Source organism: Candidatus Baltobacteraceae bacterium (assembly GCA_036559195.1).
In the GTDB taxonomy this organism is placed as follows: Bacteria; Vulcanimicrobiota; Vulcanimicrobiia; order Vulcanimicrobiales; family Vulcanimicrobiaceae; genus JALYTZ01.
In genome coordinates this window covers 29750-45138 of record DATBTN010000057.1, presented here as the reverse complement: position 1 = coordinate 45138, position 15389 = coordinate 29750, and the positions used below count along the sequence as shown (strand labels likewise).

12 protein-coding genes, 1 pseudogene and 1 riboswitch are annotated in these 15389 nt (G+C 62.5%); of the genes and pseudogenes, 6 read left to right on the top strand and 7 right to left on the bottom strand.

The features are described from left to right. Positions 1-165: 165 nt before the first annotated feature. The 4 genes and pseudogenes from VIG32_08360 to VIG32_08345 all read right to left on the bottom strand — a co-directional run bounded on the left by VIG32_08360 (position 166) and on the right by VIG32_08345 (position 4902). On the bottom strand, positions 166-828 hold the full coding sequence (locus VIG32_08360; GenBank protein HEY8298017.1) for a DUF433 domain-containing protein: 663 nt from the start codon (positions 826-828) through the stop codon (positions 166-168). A gap of 60 nt (positions 829-888) precedes the next feature. Next, complete coding sequence (locus VIG32_08355; protein HEY8298016.1) at positions 889-1311, bottom strand: hypothetical protein; 423 nt, start codon at positions 1309-1311, stop codon at positions 889-891. 215 nt (positions 1312-1526) lie between these two features. Next, on the bottom strand, positions 1527-3260 hold the full coding sequence (locus VIG32_08350) for a multicopper oxidase domain-containing protein (GenBank protein ID HEY8298015.1): 1734 nt from the start codon (positions 3258-3260) through the stop codon (positions 1527-1529). 438 nt (positions 3261-3698) lie between these two features. Continuing rightward, positions 3699-4902: pseudogene (locus VIG32_08345) on the bottom strand (IS1380 family transposase). Further along, positions 4866-5042, top strand: a riboswitch (M-box (ykoK) riboswitch). Its footprint overlaps the pseudogene before it by 37 nt. Positions 5043-5113: 71 nt before the next feature. Here VIG32_08345 and VIG32_08340 point away from each other — a divergent pair. Together VIG32_08340 and VIG32_08335 are read left to right on the top strand one after the other, a co-directional pair. Then, positions 5114-6412, top strand: coding sequence for a CBS domain-containing protein (locus tag VIG32_08340; protein HEY8298014.1), 1299 nt, complete (start codon positions 5114-5116; stop codon positions 6410-6412). A gap of 1 nt (position 6413) precedes the next feature. Next, complete coding sequence (locus VIG32_08335) at positions 6414-7733, top strand: Nramp family divalent metal transporter (GenBank protein ID HEY8298013.1); 1320 nt, start codon at positions 6414-6416, stop codon at positions 7731-7733. Here VIG32_08335 and VIG32_08330 read toward each other — a convergent pair. Further along, positions 7684-9471 carry a diguanylate cyclase gene (locus VIG32_08330; GenBank protein HEY8298012.1) on the bottom strand — a complete coding sequence of 596 codons (1788 nt, stop codon included), beginning with the start codon at positions 9469-9471 and terminating at the stop codon, positions 7684-7686. The two genes, VIG32_08335 and VIG32_08330, sit on opposite strands and share 50 nt — an antisense overlap. Positions 9472-9508: 37 nt before the next feature. On the opposite strand from VIG32_08330, the gene VIG32_08325 reads away from it, so the two are divergent. Both VIG32_08325 and VIG32_08320 read left to right on the top strand, forming a co-directional pair. Further along, positions 9509-10675 carry a helix-turn-helix domain-containing protein gene (locus VIG32_08325; protein HEY8298011.1) on the top strand — a complete coding sequence of 389 codons (1167 nt, stop codon included), beginning with the start codon at positions 9509-9511 and terminating at the stop codon, positions 10673-10675. Next, a complete protein-coding gene (locus VIG32_08320) occupies positions 10659-11987 on the top strand; it encodes a glutamine synthetase family protein (GenBank protein ID HEY8298010.1) in 1329 nt (442 codons plus the stop codon). Before VIG32_08325 ends, VIG32_08320 begins: the two co-directional genes overlap by 17 nt. A gap of 4 nt (positions 11988-11991) precedes the next feature. On the opposite strand, the gene VIG32_08315 is transcribed toward VIG32_08320, so the two are convergent. Then, positions 11992-12366, bottom strand: a complete 375-nt coding sequence (locus VIG32_08315) for a histidine kinase dimerization/phospho-acceptor domain-containing protein (GenBank protein HEY8298009.1) — start codon at positions 12364-12366, stop codon at positions 11992-11994. Continuing rightward, positions 12359-13711 (bottom strand): pyridoxal-dependent decarboxylase, encoded by a 1353-nt coding sequence (locus tag VIG32_08310; protein HEY8298008.1) that lies wholly within the window; start codon positions 13709-13711, stop codon positions 12359-12361. The genes VIG32_08315 and VIG32_08310 overlap by 8 nt, the downstream gene beginning before the upstream one ends. A gap of 154 nt (positions 13712-13865) precedes the next feature. On the opposite strand from VIG32_08310, the gene VIG32_08305 reads away from it, so the two are divergent. Beyond that, positions 13866-14897, top strand: coding sequence for an aldo/keto reductase (locus VIG32_08305; protein HEY8298007.1), 1032 nt, complete (start codon positions 13866-13868; stop codon positions 14895-14897). After that, a complete protein-coding gene (locus VIG32_08300) occupies positions 14897-15298 on the top strand; it encodes a RidA family protein (GenBank protein ID HEY8298006.1) in 402 nt (133 codons plus the stop codon). The genes VIG32_08305 and VIG32_08300 overlap by 1 nt, the downstream gene beginning before the upstream one ends. Positions 15299-15389: the final 91 nt, after the last annotated feature.

Below are 15389 nucleotides of genomic sequence, written 5' to 3'. Positions count from 1 at the left end.
GATGGCCAACACGGGCCGCTTGGCGCGCCGAACAAGGCGTATCATTGCAGGAACAGCTTTTGCAAATATCGACGCCATTTCGGTACCTGCTAGGCCCTGCTGGCCAAGAGCGCCTCGGCAACAATTTTGTTCCCAAGGCACCGATCGACGAAGAATACGAAATCGTTATGCGGCAGTCGCTACCTGAAGCTCACAGCGAATTGCATCCTCAATCTCCAGTCGCTTACGGCCATAATCGTCGGCGAGGACGTCGATGCTTTCTCCCGCCTTGTAGCGCTGGGCGATCTCCACTGTAGGTATTCCAGTATTGACAAGCACTAAGCGGCCGAACTCGATTCGCGGATCGAACATCACAGGTTTTCGGGCGATAGAAATATCGGGGCTGACAAAAGGATAAAGTACGGCCGGCATCCCTTGTCTGTCCCATTCGATACGCCTGAGGTGCGCCTCGATCACGTCTCGCATCGCAACCTGTCCTTCTCGCACGATATTGACCGTCTTATCGAGCTCTTGAATGAAAAGGTCCACACCATCTGTTTCAAACGCATGCATTGCTAGTGGATGGGCATGGTTGTAATGCCGTTGCAGGTACGCAATCGCGCGCCGAACCTTTTGCATTGGGATCTTGTGATGGCGCCGAATTGCGGAGAGCACATGGATCTCGACAAGGTTCAGGAATGAAAGAAGCGTCGCCTTGCGACTTGGCAAGGAAACAACAGACCTGAAGCTATCGTTTCCGTGTGCCCAATTACGGACGGTTGTGGACGGAAGATGCAAGTAATGCGCCGCTTCCGCTGGATCGTACGCCGGAACTTCACGTGGGTCCACCACTACATTCACCTCCTCTCCGCGGCTCTCGTAACACCGTTCCCCGGCAATCGGCTGCGCTCATTGGCCTGACTGCCCGGGGAGTGCCCATTTCGGCCGGGGCTGCTGCCTTTGCTCCAGAACGACGGTCAGGCCTGGCGCGCTGATGTCGAAACCCTTCTCAACGGGTTCGTCCGGCGCGCCAATGCGCCTCTCGAAGTGCTCGACTTCCCAGGACACTTCATTCGAACATCGAGCAGGTCGGGGAACAATGTCTTTCCCTAGCCACGGCTCACGGAAGACTGGATAAGCCAGCGATGCTCCAAGCGACAGGTATTCGGTGATGTATTTGTTGCCGAGAACATCACTGGCGCGAATTCGAATCTTCTGGCAATAACCCGGCGGCGTTGATAGAAGTATGCCGCTATCCACCAAAGCCTCGATCGGGATTTTACCCAAGCCATTCGCAAATAAAGACGTATGCGCCCGATGAATCCGACGCATTGCTGGCTCTCGCGCACGGGGTCGGCGGCTCTCTCGATGTGCTCGGCGCGCAAGCCGCCGGATCGAGCGATTATGCTATTGCTGAGCTCCGCGAATCGATCCGCGCGTTATCCGAGGCAACCCGATCTCTGCCGGACGCCATCGCTGCCCGGCTCCGCGAAGGTGCCGCCGAACCCTGAACTGATCGCGCGCCGAAGAGCAGATCCCACCGGTAGCTACTCGACGCGGATAATTCCCATCATGCCGTTGTCCTCGTGAAATAGCATGTGGCAGTGGATCAGAAACGTTCCCTTGGGCACGTGCCGGAAGTCGAGCAGCACCTTGGTGATCGATGGATGAACGCGTATGCGATCGATTCCAGGAATGGAAACAATCGTTCCCGACGGGACATCGGTTACATCGAGTGAGACGGGAACGCCCGCAGGGCCGTTTTCGAGCACGTACGACATTTGATGAATATGAAACGAATGGCGATCCGGCGTGGTGTTGATGAGATACCACTCTTCGATGCTGCCTTGTTTCGCGACGATGTCGGGGTTCGTTGGATATGGATCACCCGGTACGTAGTGCGGCTTGTAGCTGTGCTCGACGAAATTCGGGTTCGTCGTGTCGGTGAGGAAGAACGCGAAGTTGACCTCGCCGCGCTTGCGCGTGGGAAACATATATTGCGTGTACGTCAGCGCGCGCCGGTGAATCAGCGATGGATGCGCTCGCGCGTATGCGAGTAACCGCTGCGCCGGGGTTTGGCCGGATGAAGCGGTGATCGCCTGCGAATGCACGACCGCTTTGGGTTCGTTCCGGCGTGCAACACCGTAGATGCGCACCAGGTCGTACGAAAGTTCCCGCATCCCTTCATAGCCCTCGCAGTGCTTGTCGGTGTGCAGCGCGAGTTCTTGACCCGCCGGGGCGTTCACGAGGATGCTGATGCGCGAGGCAGGGGGCAATTCGTAATGACTGCTCGAGATGTAGCGCGCGAGCGGGTGCGCGGAATCGCCGCCCACCGGCATTCCGTCGATCTCGACGATGTGCATGGGGACGATGTGCCCAGCTTCGTCACGCAAACTGATTTGCTTGGATCCGTCCCCGATTCCGCTGATGATGCGCAGCAATTGCGTATTCCCGGCGGAAACCGCCAGGCGCGCCGGTGTTGCCGAGCCGTTCACCGTGAGCTTGAGGTCCGTGCGCGTTCCATCACACCGGCGCGACCACCACGATACGCCGTCCGCGCGCACCGGCATATCGAACGTCCAATCGGGCGGATTGAAGGGATCGTATGCGACGGGGCGGCCGGCACGGTGCGCCGCGTTATACGCAGCAGCGGCAAACCAAAAAGGTTTCTCGTTCAGCGGCTTTTGGTCGGACTGGTAGGGAATCGCGTAGCTCAGGAATAGCACGTGATCGTCGGTTGCCGGAAGCTGCGGTTTCGGCGGATCGACGATCCACACGCCGGCGAGTCCGCCGTCGACCTCGTCCGACGAGACGCCGTGCGGATGCGGATGGTAGAAATACGTGCCTGCAGGCTGCGTCGACGGTAAATGATAGACGTATTCGCACGTATGCATCGGCGAGCTGAGCGTCGAGAGGAAGACGTTGTCCTCGGACTCTGGGCCTTCGAAGCCGTGCATGTGCAGATTCGTGTCGACCGGTTTCATCTCGACCGGCCGTTCGCTAACGATATGATTCAAATAGCCCGCGTAGTGCTCTACCGGACCTTCGTGAACCGGCATCGGCATGCACTGCGGCAAGCTGCTCGCGCTGACGTATTCGCCTTTGGCTTGCGATGGAATGTCGTTGACGAGCCGAATCGCGAACTCTTCGCCGGGGCGAACGTGAATGACGGGCGTTTTACGATGCGTTACGCCGCCAAGTTGGTAGTTGTAGCAGTAGCGGTCGCCGTCGCGATGCACGGAGAGTATGAGTTCGTGCACGCCGCGATCGTTTTTCGGCATGCGCCACATCTGTATTTCCGGCGGATGCCGCACCGTTGCGCCACTGTCGATGAGCTCGCACGGTGACGATAGGCGCACAGCCGGAGCGGCATGCACGTGATTCGAGAAAACCGCGCCCAAAAGCACGGCAAATACGGAAGCGATTGCGATGTTTAAGCTGCGCAACATGACAGCGCCTTACACCCCAATGCCCGCTTCACCCCCGTCCGCGAGCTTTTTCGGAGATGGTGAGTATTAAGCCGGGATTCCCCATATAGCGCTTCCTTTCGGTCGTAACCGGGCGATTCCGGTCGGTTTGCCGTGCCGTGAGCGAGCCGAGCCACCGATTCGGCGTCAGACGACGCCCGCGTAAGGCCTCTGAGCGGTTAGAATTCCCACTGCGAGGGCAAAGGGAGACAAATCTCCCGCGGATTTTCCCCGGCCGGCCCGCCGGGGCGTTCATGTTGCGATCGCCGGAACCGGCGGCGCGCGTAGCGCGGCGATCAGCCGAAGGATCTGCCCGAACAGGCGGCGCGAGATGGCGACCTCGGCCGTTTGAAAGGCGGCGTAGCGGCCGTGGCTGACAACCTTCGCGCCGATCTTGATGAGCTTCTCGCGCAGGCTCGTGAGCGACCAGTCCTTGATCGCCTCCGGTGTTGCAAGCGTGCGCAGAAAGTTGCCCAGATTGTACGCCAGAGCGTGCAGTTGAAGCCGGGCCGCGTTGGCGGCAAACGAGCGGCATGAGAGCCGCGTCCATTTGATCGCGCCCTTACCCTCTTTGATCCACTGCTCGCATGTTCCGCGCTGGTTGTAGAACCTGACGACATTCTTCGACGCAAACCGTAGGTTGGTGACGATAAAGCCGACGCGAGGGAACAACTCGCCGTGGTGCCACTCCACTTTGGCGACGACCCGGCGGGGATGAGCCCAGCTCACCGCCTGGTAGCGAAAGCTGCGATAGAAGCGTTGCACGTAGTGCGCCGGTCGTCCAACCGGCCGCCGAAGCAAGTCGCTGATGCGCTCCTGTAGTACCTGGTTTGCGGGCAGGCGGATTGCGTAGTCGATTCCCTCGGCTTCCAAGAATTCGTACATATTGGGCTGAGCGAAGGCGGCGTCGCCGCGAAAGGCGATGTGTCCCACCGTTCCGTCGCAACGCACACCGTTCCAAATCGCCGTACTGATTGAAGACGAAGAGCGGATGATAACATGTGCAGCCGAAATGGCCGTTCCACACGCTTTGCTCTTGCTCGCCGTGGGTTGGGCTCACGCTGGAATCCATATCGAGCACGATCTCAGCCGTTGAGCGTGACGTCCGAACGCGGTCGATCCAAGCGCCGGATAGCTCAGCGAGGGCACGCAGGTTCTCGGACGCTGCGAGCCATCGCGTTTCGAAGCGACCCATCTGGCTCGACGAGGCTGCGCGACCCTTCGCTGCCTTTCCGCCGACGATCCAGCGCATCGCCGGATCGTGACGTAGTCCTCAACAGCCAAATACGACCTCGCTGGTAACGGAATCTCTTCCGCATCATATACTGCGCTGAACCACTCCAGGCCTAGAATGATCTGAGGCGTGCAAAATTGGACCGGCCGCCCGCAGGGTTGACCCGACCCCCTATACTTAAGGTAAGGATACCTCGCTAGGTGAGGCGTCCACGCGATACACAGGCCGCTGCCCAGAAACGTCGAGAGACGCCAACCGGGTAGACCAGACTCCGCCGAGACAAGGCGGCGTCCAAGGCGGCTAAGCCGAGCGATCGGCTTTACGGCGCGTGGTGCTGAAGCTTGTGGCGACTGAGGTACGCGGGCGCGATTCATCGCGCCGTACGCCGGTCGCTGCTGCGACCGGTGTTTTTATTTGGAGGAGGTGATTAAAAATGACGTTCCAAGAGGGCTTTATCTCGGAGCTGGTGGGCCGCGCGGCGACCGTCAACGAGCTTTCAATTGGACGAGTCGCGGATTTTCGCGTCAACGCACCCGACGAAACGTTCCCGCACATCGACGGTCTCGTGATCAAGACCTCGCAGGGACTGCGCTTCGCGCCGATCGCCACCGTCTTCGATATCGACTCGCACGGTACCGTGGCCTTAACCATCACGCCGAAGGACTCGGCCCCGGACGATACCGAGTCGCTCTATCTGGTATCCGATCTGCTCGACAAGCAAATCGTCGATATCGACGGGCGCAAAGTCGTGCGGATCAACGATATCGAGGTCGCTCGCACCGGCGGCCATCTGCGCGTGGTCGCGGCCGACGTCGGCATCGGCGGCCTGCTGCGTCGCCTCGGCCTCAAGCAGTTCGGCAAGCGATTCACTCCGTGGATTTACAAGAACGTGCCGCGCACCATGATCGCCTGGGATTCGGTCGCACCGATCAAAGATATGTCCCCGCGCGACGTGCGCCTCTCGGTCACGCAAAGCAAGCTCTCGCGCCTGCATCCCTCGGAGCTCGCGGAGATCATCGGCGATCTCTCCAAGCGCGAAGCGGCGGCCGTCATCAAACAGCTCGACGACGAAACGGCCGCCGACGCGTTCGAGCATCTCGACGCCGACACCCAAAAATCGCTCATCGACGACATCGGCACCGAACGCGCGGCGGATATCATCGAAGAGATGGATTCCGACGATGCGGCCGATCTGCTCAACGAGCTCGACGAAGAGACCCAAGCCGAACTGCTCGCCGAGATGAACGAATACACCGCCGGCGAACTGCGCGAACTCGCCAAATACGAAGACGACACGGCCGGCGGTCTCATGACCCCCGACTACGTGTGGATCTATCCGCATCGCACGACCGAAGCGACGATTCAGAAGATTCGCGAGATCTCCCCGTCCTCGGAGTTCATCTACTATCTCTACGTCGTCGATAAGGGAGACCGGCTGCTCGGAGTGCTGACGCTGCGCGCGCTGCTGCTCTCGCTGCCGACCGCGTTTATCGAACGCATCATGGAGACCGATATCGTTACGGTCAACTCCGACACGCCGGCGCGCGACGTCGTCGCGACGATCGCGCGCTACGATCTGCTGGCCGTACCCGTCGTCGACGACGACGGCAAAATGCTCGGCATCGTAACCGTCGACGACGCGATCGACGCCGTCGTGCCCGAAAAACTGGTCAAGAATCTGCCGCGCCTAACGTTCAATCGTTCGAAGCCCGCGAAAGCCGAGACCCGTTGACGTGAGTCCGAACCCGGTTATCAAAAAGACCGTGAGCCGCAACCTCTGGCGCTCGATCGCGATGTTTCTTTCGATCATCGGGCCCGGCATCATCACCGCTAACGCCGACAACGATGTCGGCGGAATAACGGTCTATTCGCTTGCCGGCGCGCAGTTCGGATACACGCTGCTTTGGATTCTCGTGCCCGTCACCATCGCGCTCATCGTTACCCAAGAGATGTGCGCGCGCATGGGCGCGATCACGGGCAAGGGATTGGCCGATCTCATTCGCGAGAACTTCGGCGTCAAGGTCGCCTTTTGGGTACTGGTCGTTTTCGTGCTCGGCGACTTGGCGAACACCGCCTCGGAGTTCGCCGGGATCGCGTCGGCGGCGCCGATCATTCAAGCCTATATCCCGTTCGTGCCGAAACTGCTCTTTACCGACGGTCTGGTGATCGTGGCGGCCCTGGGAATCTTTTTTGCGGTTACGCGCGGAAATTACAAAGTCGTCGAACGCGTATTTTTTGCGTTCTGCGTGGTCTATCTCTCGTACGTCGTCAGCGGCATTCTCGTTCACCCCAACTGGCACGACGTTCTCAAGCAGACGATCTTCCCCCACTTTACGGCGAGCCGAGCCTACGTGCTCATGGCGATCGCGGTGATCGGCACGACGATCGCCCCGTGGATGCAGTTCTACATTCAAGCCGCGGTCGTCGATAAGGGCGTCGGCGAAGACGAGTACAAGTACTCGCGGGTCGACGTCATCTCCGGAGCGTTGATTACCGACATCATCGCCTTCTTCATCATCATCGCGAGTGCGGCGACCATCTTCATCCACAACGCGCACTCGGCGCACCCGATCCAAATCAACGACGCCGGGGACGTCGGCGCCGCCCTCGTACCGCTGGCGGGAAAATTCGCGTCGCTGCTCTTTGCCATCGGGTTGCTCAACGCCGCGATCTTCACCGCCTCGATCCTGCCCCTCTCGACCGCGTACTACGTCTGCGAAGCGTTCGGTTTCGAACGCGGCATCGACAATCGCTTCAAGGACGCGCCCTTCTTCTACGGGCTGTATGCTGCGCTCATCGTCATCGGCGGCGGCGTCGTCATCATCCCCGGTTCGCCGCTGCTGGCGATCATCTACTACTCGCAGGTCTTAAACGGCGCGCTCCTTCCGGTCGTGCTGGTCCTTATGCTGCTACTCATCAATAATAAACGCTTGATGGGCAAGTGGACCAACGGCGTCGTCTTCAACACGGTCGCTTGGGCAACGGTCATCGTCGTCGGCGTGCTTACGATCGTGTCGACGGTTCAGTCGATGTTTCCGGCTCTGGGGTCTTAAACACCCACCGGTTGCGGCCGGCGTGCTTGGCGCGATAGAGCGCCGCGTCGGCGCCCGCCATAAGTTCGGCGGCCGTCGTACCGTCGTGCGGATAGCGCGCGATCCCGATGCTCGTGTGGATCGCATGGTCGACGCCGTTGACCGCTATCGGCGTCTGCATCGCGGTGATGAGTTTGCGCGCGAGATCGGCCGAGTCGGCGGCGCCGTTGATCACCGGCTGCAGCACGACGAACTCGTCGCCGCCGAAACGAGCGATCGTGTCGCTCTCCCGCAGCGAGTAGAGGAGCCGGTCGGCGACGCCCTTGAGAACCAGATCTCCCACCGGATGGCCGTAGGTATCGTTGACGGCTTTGAATTCATCGAGGTCGAGGTACATCACCGCGAAACTGCGATCGTAGCGTTTGGCCGCCGCCAGCGTCTGGCTCATGCGATCGTCGAAGAGCACGCGGTTCGGAAGTCCCGTGAGCGCGTCGTAGAACGCGAGCTGTTCGATCCGCTCGGCGTGACGCGCGCGTTCGATGGCCGCAGCGACGAAGAGGGCCATCAGCTGGATGAGGTCGCGATCGAAATCCGCGATGCCGCCGGTGCGAGGCATTCGGCTGGTAAAGACCAAGGCTCCGAAATCGCGCCCGTTGACGACGAGTTTGGCTCCAAAGTACGCGCGCCACGGGGCGCTTTCGCGAGCGTCGTCCTCGTTCCACGGCGGCGCGTCGAGATCGGGAATAAACAGCGTCTCGCGCGCGCCCGTCAGGTAGCGCGAAAACGATTCGGTGAGCGGATAGCGTGCGTCGCGAACGACTGCGGAGCCGCGACCGAAGGCGCCGGCGATCGCGATCGAGTCGCCGTCGAACGTCGTCAGATAGCCGAAGTCGAACTCGAAGAGGCGGCATCCGAGTGCGAGCGCATTTTCGATCTGAACCTCGAGCGATTCCTCACGCGAGGCTGCGAGCAGGTAGAGTTCGCGAATCCGCTGGGACTGCGTCGCGATCGCACGCTCCGCCTGCCGGCGCGCCCGCACGTTTTTTGCAATCGCATAGGCGCCTTCGATCTTCTCCGCAACGCGCAGGGGAACGAGTTTGCATTGCACGTCGATCCGATCGCCCGTACGATCGAGGAGCATCGCCTCAAATTCGCTCGCTTCACCGCCGCCGGCAAGCGCGAACGCTTCGTCGGCCCGCTCGCGACATTCCGGTGCGAGCAGGTCGGCCCACGGACGGCCGATGAGATGCTCTCCGAGAAATCCCGTTACGCTCTCGAGCGCGACGTTCACCCGGGAAATCGTTCCCTCCGCGCGGATCTCCATAATCCCGTCGGGATGGTACTCGAAGAGCGAGCGAAATCGTTCCTGGTTCGCGCCCAGCGAGAGCTCCGCCGAGCGCAGGGCCAAAATATCGCGCGCCTGCACGAAGACGCCGACGATCTCGCCGTTGTCGCGCGCCGGGAAGATATGACACTCGATCGGTACGATGAAGCCGTCCTTGCGGCGAACGGTCGTTTCGATGCCGCGCGTGTATCCCGCGATGCCGGCCGCGAACGCCGCGTCGATCATGGGCGCGTCGCGACGGTCGATCTGCTCGCGATAGGCCGTTCCGGCGATCTCGCCCAGCGCGTATCCGGTTAACTCGCAGAGCGCGGGATTCCCAGCCACGAGCAGACCGTTGCGATCGTACATGGCGATCGCGTCGGGATTTCCGTCGTAGAGCGAGGCGAGCAGGTGTTGGAACGGATGCGTCTGCATTGAATGTCCGTCATGCCCTTCGTCCGAAGAAACGAGAATGACTGCCGAGGAGCTGGTCGCGTTTGCGGAAGGCCTGAGCCGGGTCGCCGCGACCGGCGGCGGCCCGAAGGCGCTCGCGGCGTACCTCGCATCGCATGCCGGAGTCGGCGTTCTGGTTGAAGACGCACGGTGGCGCCACATCGCAGCGGCGGGCGCGGGATTGCCCGGCAGCGTTCGGCCGATGCTCCCGGAGGGACTCGAACGCACGCCCGCGCCGCTCTCGAACGGCCGCGCCGGGTACGTCGTTTCTATCCATGCCGGCGATACGCCGCTCGGTCATCTTTCCGTCTTCGGCGACCAAACGTACGAGAACATCGCCCCGAGGCTGCGGCTGACCGCGGGTGCGATCGCCGTGGAACTCGCTCGCGATCTCGGCGGTTCGCCTGGGAAGCGGCAGACCTTTTGGGAACGCGCGCTCGCCGGGGCCTACCCCGACGCGCAAGCCGCTCGCGACGACGCGGCGGCGCGCGGCATCGCTCTTTCGTCGGGTTATGTGGCGATCGCGCTGGAAGCCGAGGGCGCCGAGGGCTCGCAGAGCGCGGCGCTCGCCGCAGCGCTGCGTTCGATCGTCGGCGACGCATTTCGAAACGCCGAGACCGAGGTCGGCATCCTCGATCGCGGACCGACGCTCGCCATCTTCGCACCCGCGGCGCGCGAGATCGACTACGCCAACGCGCGTACGGCCGCAACCCTGCTGCCGCGAACGCTCGCGAAGCGAGTTCCGCTGGCTCGGCTCTCGGGCGGCGTCGGCACCCACGCCTCGTTCGTCGAGATCGCGCGCTCGCTCGACGAGGCGAACGTGGCGCTGGCGATCGGGCGGCGCGTGTACGGCGGCGGGCGGGTCGCGCCCTACGACGATCTCGGAGCGTACCCGTTATTGCTGCGCGGAAGCGATGCGACGGAACTGCGAGCCTTCGCGCGGCGCACGCTGGCGCCGCTGCGCGCCTACGATGAGAAACACCAAACGAACCTGCAACGAACGCTCGAGCTGTATTTCGAACTCGGTCAAAACGTCAAGACGGCCGCCGAGGCGCTGAGCGTTCATCGCCACACCGTCTTCTACCGGCTACGACAGATAAACGAACTCTGCGGCTGCAAGCTGGATAGCTCGCACGACCAGCTCACTTTTCGAATGGCGATAGCGATCGATGCACTCACTTCCTAGCGATAAACGTCCCGCCAACAAACGCGACGTCCTCAAACTCGTCAAAGAACGCGACGTTCGTTTCGTGCGATTGGTCTTCGCCGATATTTTGGGCGTCAGCAAGAACGTCGCGATTCCCGCGAGCGAACTCGAGGCGGCGCTCGACGGCAAGGTGACCTTCGACGGCGGCTCGATCGACGGCTTCGTGCGCGGCGAGGAACTCGACATGCTGCTCAAACCCGACGCCGCCACGTTCGCGCTCTATCCGTGGTCGAGCCCCGAGCGCGCCGAAGGGCGCCTGATCTGCGATATCGCGATGCCCGACGGGACGCCATTCGAAGGCTGTCCGCGCAGCACGCTCAAACGCGCGATCGCCGAAGCAACGTCGACGCTAAACGATCTCTCCGTCGCACTCGAAGTCGAGTTTTTCCTCTTCGACGCGAATCGGAGCGAATTCGGCTCGACGCAAACGGCCGACGTCGGATCGTACTTCGATTTCTCCGCCAACGACCGCGGTGAAGACGCGCGCGGCGCGATCGTCGACGCGCTCTCCGGGATGGGCGTTGCGGTTGCGAGCGCGCACCACGAGCACGGCGCGGGGCAGCACGAGATCGATTTCGCGCACGTCGGCGTGCTGGAGGCCGCCGACAATCTGTTGACGCTGCGCACGATCGCAAAACACGTGGCCGCGCGCTTCGCCCTCGACGCGACCTTCATGCCCAAGCCGCTCGAGGATCGAGCCGGCAGCGGCCTGCACGTCGACTTTCGAATCGGAGCGAGCGAGGGCGGCACGGAGAGCCTCGATGCATCCACGCTCTACTTCGTCGGCGGTTTGCTCGCGCACGCGCCCGCAACCACGGCCGTCTGCAACTCGACGGTCAATTCGTACAAACGGCTGGTCGCCGCTTGGGACGCGCCGATCTACACCGTGTGGTCGCACCGAAGCGCCAACGCGCTGGTGCGCGTGCCGCCCGAGCAGCATCCTCCACGCGTCGAGATGCGCAGTCCCGATCCGGCGAGCAATCCGTATCTCGCGTTGGCGGTTCTGCTCGGGGCGGGCGTCGACGGCATCCGGCAGCAGCGTTTGCCCGGCGATTCCCTCGCCGGCTCGACCTACGATCTCACCGAGCGCGAGCGCGTCGCGCGCGGTATCGGCACCTTGCCGAAATCGTTACGTCAGGCCATCACCGAGCTGGATGCGGACCACGTCGTCCGGGCTTCGCTCGGCGATCACATCTATCACGCGTTTCGCGATGCGAAGCTCGCCGAATACGAACGCTACCGGCGCGCCGTTCACCCGTGGGAGCATCGCGCGTACCTGCGGCTCTACTAGCGGCTTACGACGAGGTAAGATCGGCCAGCCGCAGCGCGGAGGCGCGTATGGCCCGCAACGCTTTATCCGCATCTTCACCGGCGAGCGCTCGTTCCTCGAGCAACTCGGAGAATCCGACGATCGTGGTCAGCGGCCCCTTGATGTCGTGCGCGAGCCGAGCCGAACGTTCGCGCAGCGATGCGACCTCGCCGGTTAGGGCGAGCTGCGCGAGCGCGAGATCGGCGCAGCGGCGCACTAGGCCGAGCGCCGCGGCATCGTCGCCGACGCGCCGTTGCTCCGAATCGAGGATACGTTCGATCGCGCCTGCGTCCGATGCCGCACGCATTCGGTCGATCGCCGTCGCGAGCGCGCGCAGGGCCCCGCGTTCGTCGTCAGCCAACCGATGCAGCCGGGTTCTGCGCGGAGAGCGCGTGCCGACGCAAGAGCGTCCAGGCGGCCTCGACGTCGTCGCGCGTCGTGCGAAGGTTCCCGATCGCCAGCCGCAGCGCGAAACGATCGCGAATTTTTGTATGCGAGATGAACATCTCGCCGGTCGCGTTGACCGCGTCCATCAATCGCGCGTTTAGCACATCGAGCTCCTCCTCGCCGAGGCCCTTCGGGGCGAAGCGAAAACAGACGACCGAAAACGGATGCGGTGCGAGCAACTCCCAGTTCGGCTCGCGTTCGACCCACCCGGCAAACTCCGCCGCTAAGCCGACGTGCGCCCGCAAGCGATCGCGCAATCCGCGCGCGCCGTAGTACCGCAGCACGAACCAGAGTTTGAGCGCGCGAAAGCGCCGCCCCAACTGAAGTCCGTAGTCCATGTAGTTGCGCACGCCGCTCTCCGGCGTGCGCAGATATTCCGGAATCAGGCTAAAGGTTTGTCGCAGCAGCTCCGGATCGCGCACGTAGAGCACCGAGAGATCCATCGGCACGAAGAGCCATTTGTGCGGATTAACGACCACCGAGTCGGCTCGTTCGACACCGTCGAGGATATCGCGAAACTCCGGAATGATGGCGGCGACCCCGGCGTACGCCGCATCAACGTGCAGCCACGTGCCGTATCGCCGCGCGATCGGCGCGATCTCTTCAACCGGATCTCGCGAGGTCGTCGACGTGGTGCCGACCGTGGCGACCACGCACATCGGCTTGTAGCCGGCCGCCACGTCGGCCGCGATCTGCGCGTCGAGCGCTGCGGGGCTCATGCGAAAGGCGTCGTCGCACGCGATTCGCACGACGTTTTCGCGCCCGATTCCAAGCGCGATCGCACCTTTTTCGATATGCGAATGCGTATGCTCGGTGATATACACGCGCAGCACCGGAAGATGGCGTCCGGTCATCCCCCGTTCGCGGATGCCCAGATCCAGCGATTCGCGCGCCGCGGCGAGGGCCGTAAAGCCGGCGATCGATGCGGTGTCGTAAATGATTCCGTCGAACGCATCGGGGAGGCCCAGCAGCCGAGCGAGCCAGCGCATCACGACTTCCTCGAGTTCGGTCGCTGCGGGCGACGTACGCCACAACATCGCTTTGACATCCAGCGCCGCCGCGAGCGCCTCGGCCACGACAGCCACCGGCGCGGCGCTGGTGGCGAAGTAGGCAAAAAAGCGCGGGTGATTCCAGTGCGTGATCCCCGGCAGAATGATACGCTCGAAATCCGCCATGATCGCCGCGAAGGGCTCGGGTTCTTCGGGCGCCGCCTCGGGAAGGGCGCCGGAAATCTGCCCCGGCAGGACCGCCGAGAGCACGGGGTAGGCCTCCGGACTCGACAAATATCGATCGATCCAAGCCGCGGCGGTAGTAAAGTCGGAGGAGTGCATGTCGACTACGTCCTTCGCCACCGGCGCGGGCTGTCCTGAGCACCCATGAATCCGCGAGCGCCCCGATGAAGACAGGAGTATCATGAAGTACCGTACCTATCCCAACAGCGAGCTTGCCGTCAGCGAAGTCGGCTTTGGCCTTTGGACCACCGCCACCGATTGGTGGGGCAAGATGACCGACGCGCAGGCGGTGGCGATGCTGCAGGAGGCGCTCGATCTGGGCATCACGTTCTTCGATGCCGCCGACGTCTACGGAAACGGCCGCAGCGAAGAGCAGCTCGCTTCCGCGTTCAAAGATCGCCGCGACAAGGTGGTCTACGCGACCAAGTTCGGGTACGACTTCTATACGACCGGGAACGCCAAACGCGGCGAGCGCGAACTGCCGCACGATACGTCGCCGAAGTTTCTGCGTTTCGCGCTCGAAGAATCGCTGCGCCGCCTGCAGACCGATTGCATCGATATCTACCAGTTTCACAACGCGCGCATGACGCACATCGACGACGACGCGCTCTTCGAATTGTTAGAAGCGTTCAAACACGAGGGCAAGATCCGCATGTACGGCATCGCTCTCGGTCCGGCGATCGGCTGGCTCTACGAGGGCGTGGACGCCGTCCAGAAACGCCGCGTTCCGTCGATGCAAATCATCTGGAATATTCTCGAACAATTCCCCGGCAACGAGCAGATCAAAGCCGCCGACGATGCCGGAACCGATACCGGTTTCATGATCCGCGTTCCGCACTCGAGCGGCATGCTCGAAGGCCAGTATACGAAGGACACGGTTTTCCCCGAAGGCGATCACCGGCGCCATCGCCCCCAATCGTGGCTGATAAACGGCGTCGAGAAAGTCGAACAGCTGCGTTTTCTCGAGACTCCGGAACGCACGCTCGGCCAAGCCGCGATCCAGTGGCTCCTGGCCGAACCGCGCGTGATGACGGTACTGCCGAACATCTACAATCGCGAACAACTGCACGAGTTCGCGGCGGCACCGTCCACACCGGAACTCACCCGAGCGGAACTGGAGCGGATCGCCGCGCTCTACGCCGCCAATTTCGGTATCGTCGAGGGTCCGCACAGTCTCAAAGGAACGATGTCGCGCGAAGGAGCCGGCGTCTGATGGCCGAGCCGATTCGCTCCGAGGCGGCGCCCGCGCCGATCGGTCCCTACAGCCAAGCCGTCCTCGCCGGCAACGAACTCTTCTGCAGCGGCCAAGTTGCGCTCGATCCGAACACCGGAGAATTGCTCGACGGCGACGCCGCCGCCCAAACCAAGCGCGCGCTGGAAAACCTCGGAGCCGTGTTAGCTGCCGCGGGCATGCACTTCGGCAACGTGGTGAAGACCACGATTTTTCTCATCGATATGAACGACTTCGCCGCCGTAAACGACGTCTATGCGACCTTCTTCTCCGAAGCCAAACCGGCGCGTTCGACCATCGCCGTCGCCGCGTTGCCGCGCGGCGCTCGCGTTGAGATCGACTGCATCGCCCACTCCTCCGCGACCGAGCGAGCCGCCGGATAATGGGTACGACCCTTCCATGAACACGCTACGCGTCCGCAACGAAATGCCCATGCCCGATCCCGGCCCGGGCCCCGGCATGCCCGGCCAACCC

Excerpts from the sequence above, each read along its gene's own strand:
- VIG32_08325 (HEY8298011.1), top strand. The coding sequence starts at position 9,509 with ATGACTGCCGAGGAGCTGGTCGCGTTTGCGGAAGGCCTGAGCCGGGTC.
- VIG32_08355 (HEY8298016.1), bottom strand. The coding sequence starts at position 1,311 with ATGCGTCGGATTCATCGGGCGCATACGTCTTTATTTGCGAATGGCTTG.
- VIG32_08340 (HEY8298014.1), top strand. The coding sequence starts at position 5,114 with ATGACGTTCCAAGAGGGCTTTATCTCGGAGCTGGTGGGCCGCGCGGCG.
- VIG32_08330 (HEY8298012.1), bottom strand. The coding sequence starts at position 9,471 with ATGCAGACGCATCCGTTCCAACACCTGCTCGCCTCGCTCTACGACGGA.
- VIG32_08300 (HEY8298006.1), top strand. The coding sequence starts at position 14,897 with ATGGCCGAGCCGATTCGCTCCGAGGCGGCGCCCGCGCCGATCGGTCCC.
- VIG32_08350 (HEY8298015.1), bottom strand. The coding sequence starts at position 3,260 with ATGCCGAAAAACGATCGCGGCGTGCACGAACTCATACTCTCCGTGCAT.
- VIG32_08320 (HEY8298010.1), top strand. The coding sequence starts at position 10,659 with ATGCACTCACTTCCTAGCGATAAACGTCCCGCCAACAAACGCGACGTC.
- VIG32_08305 (HEY8298007.1), top strand. The coding sequence starts at position 13,866 with ATGAAGTACCGTACCTATCCCAACAGCGAGCTTGCCGTCAGCGAAGTC.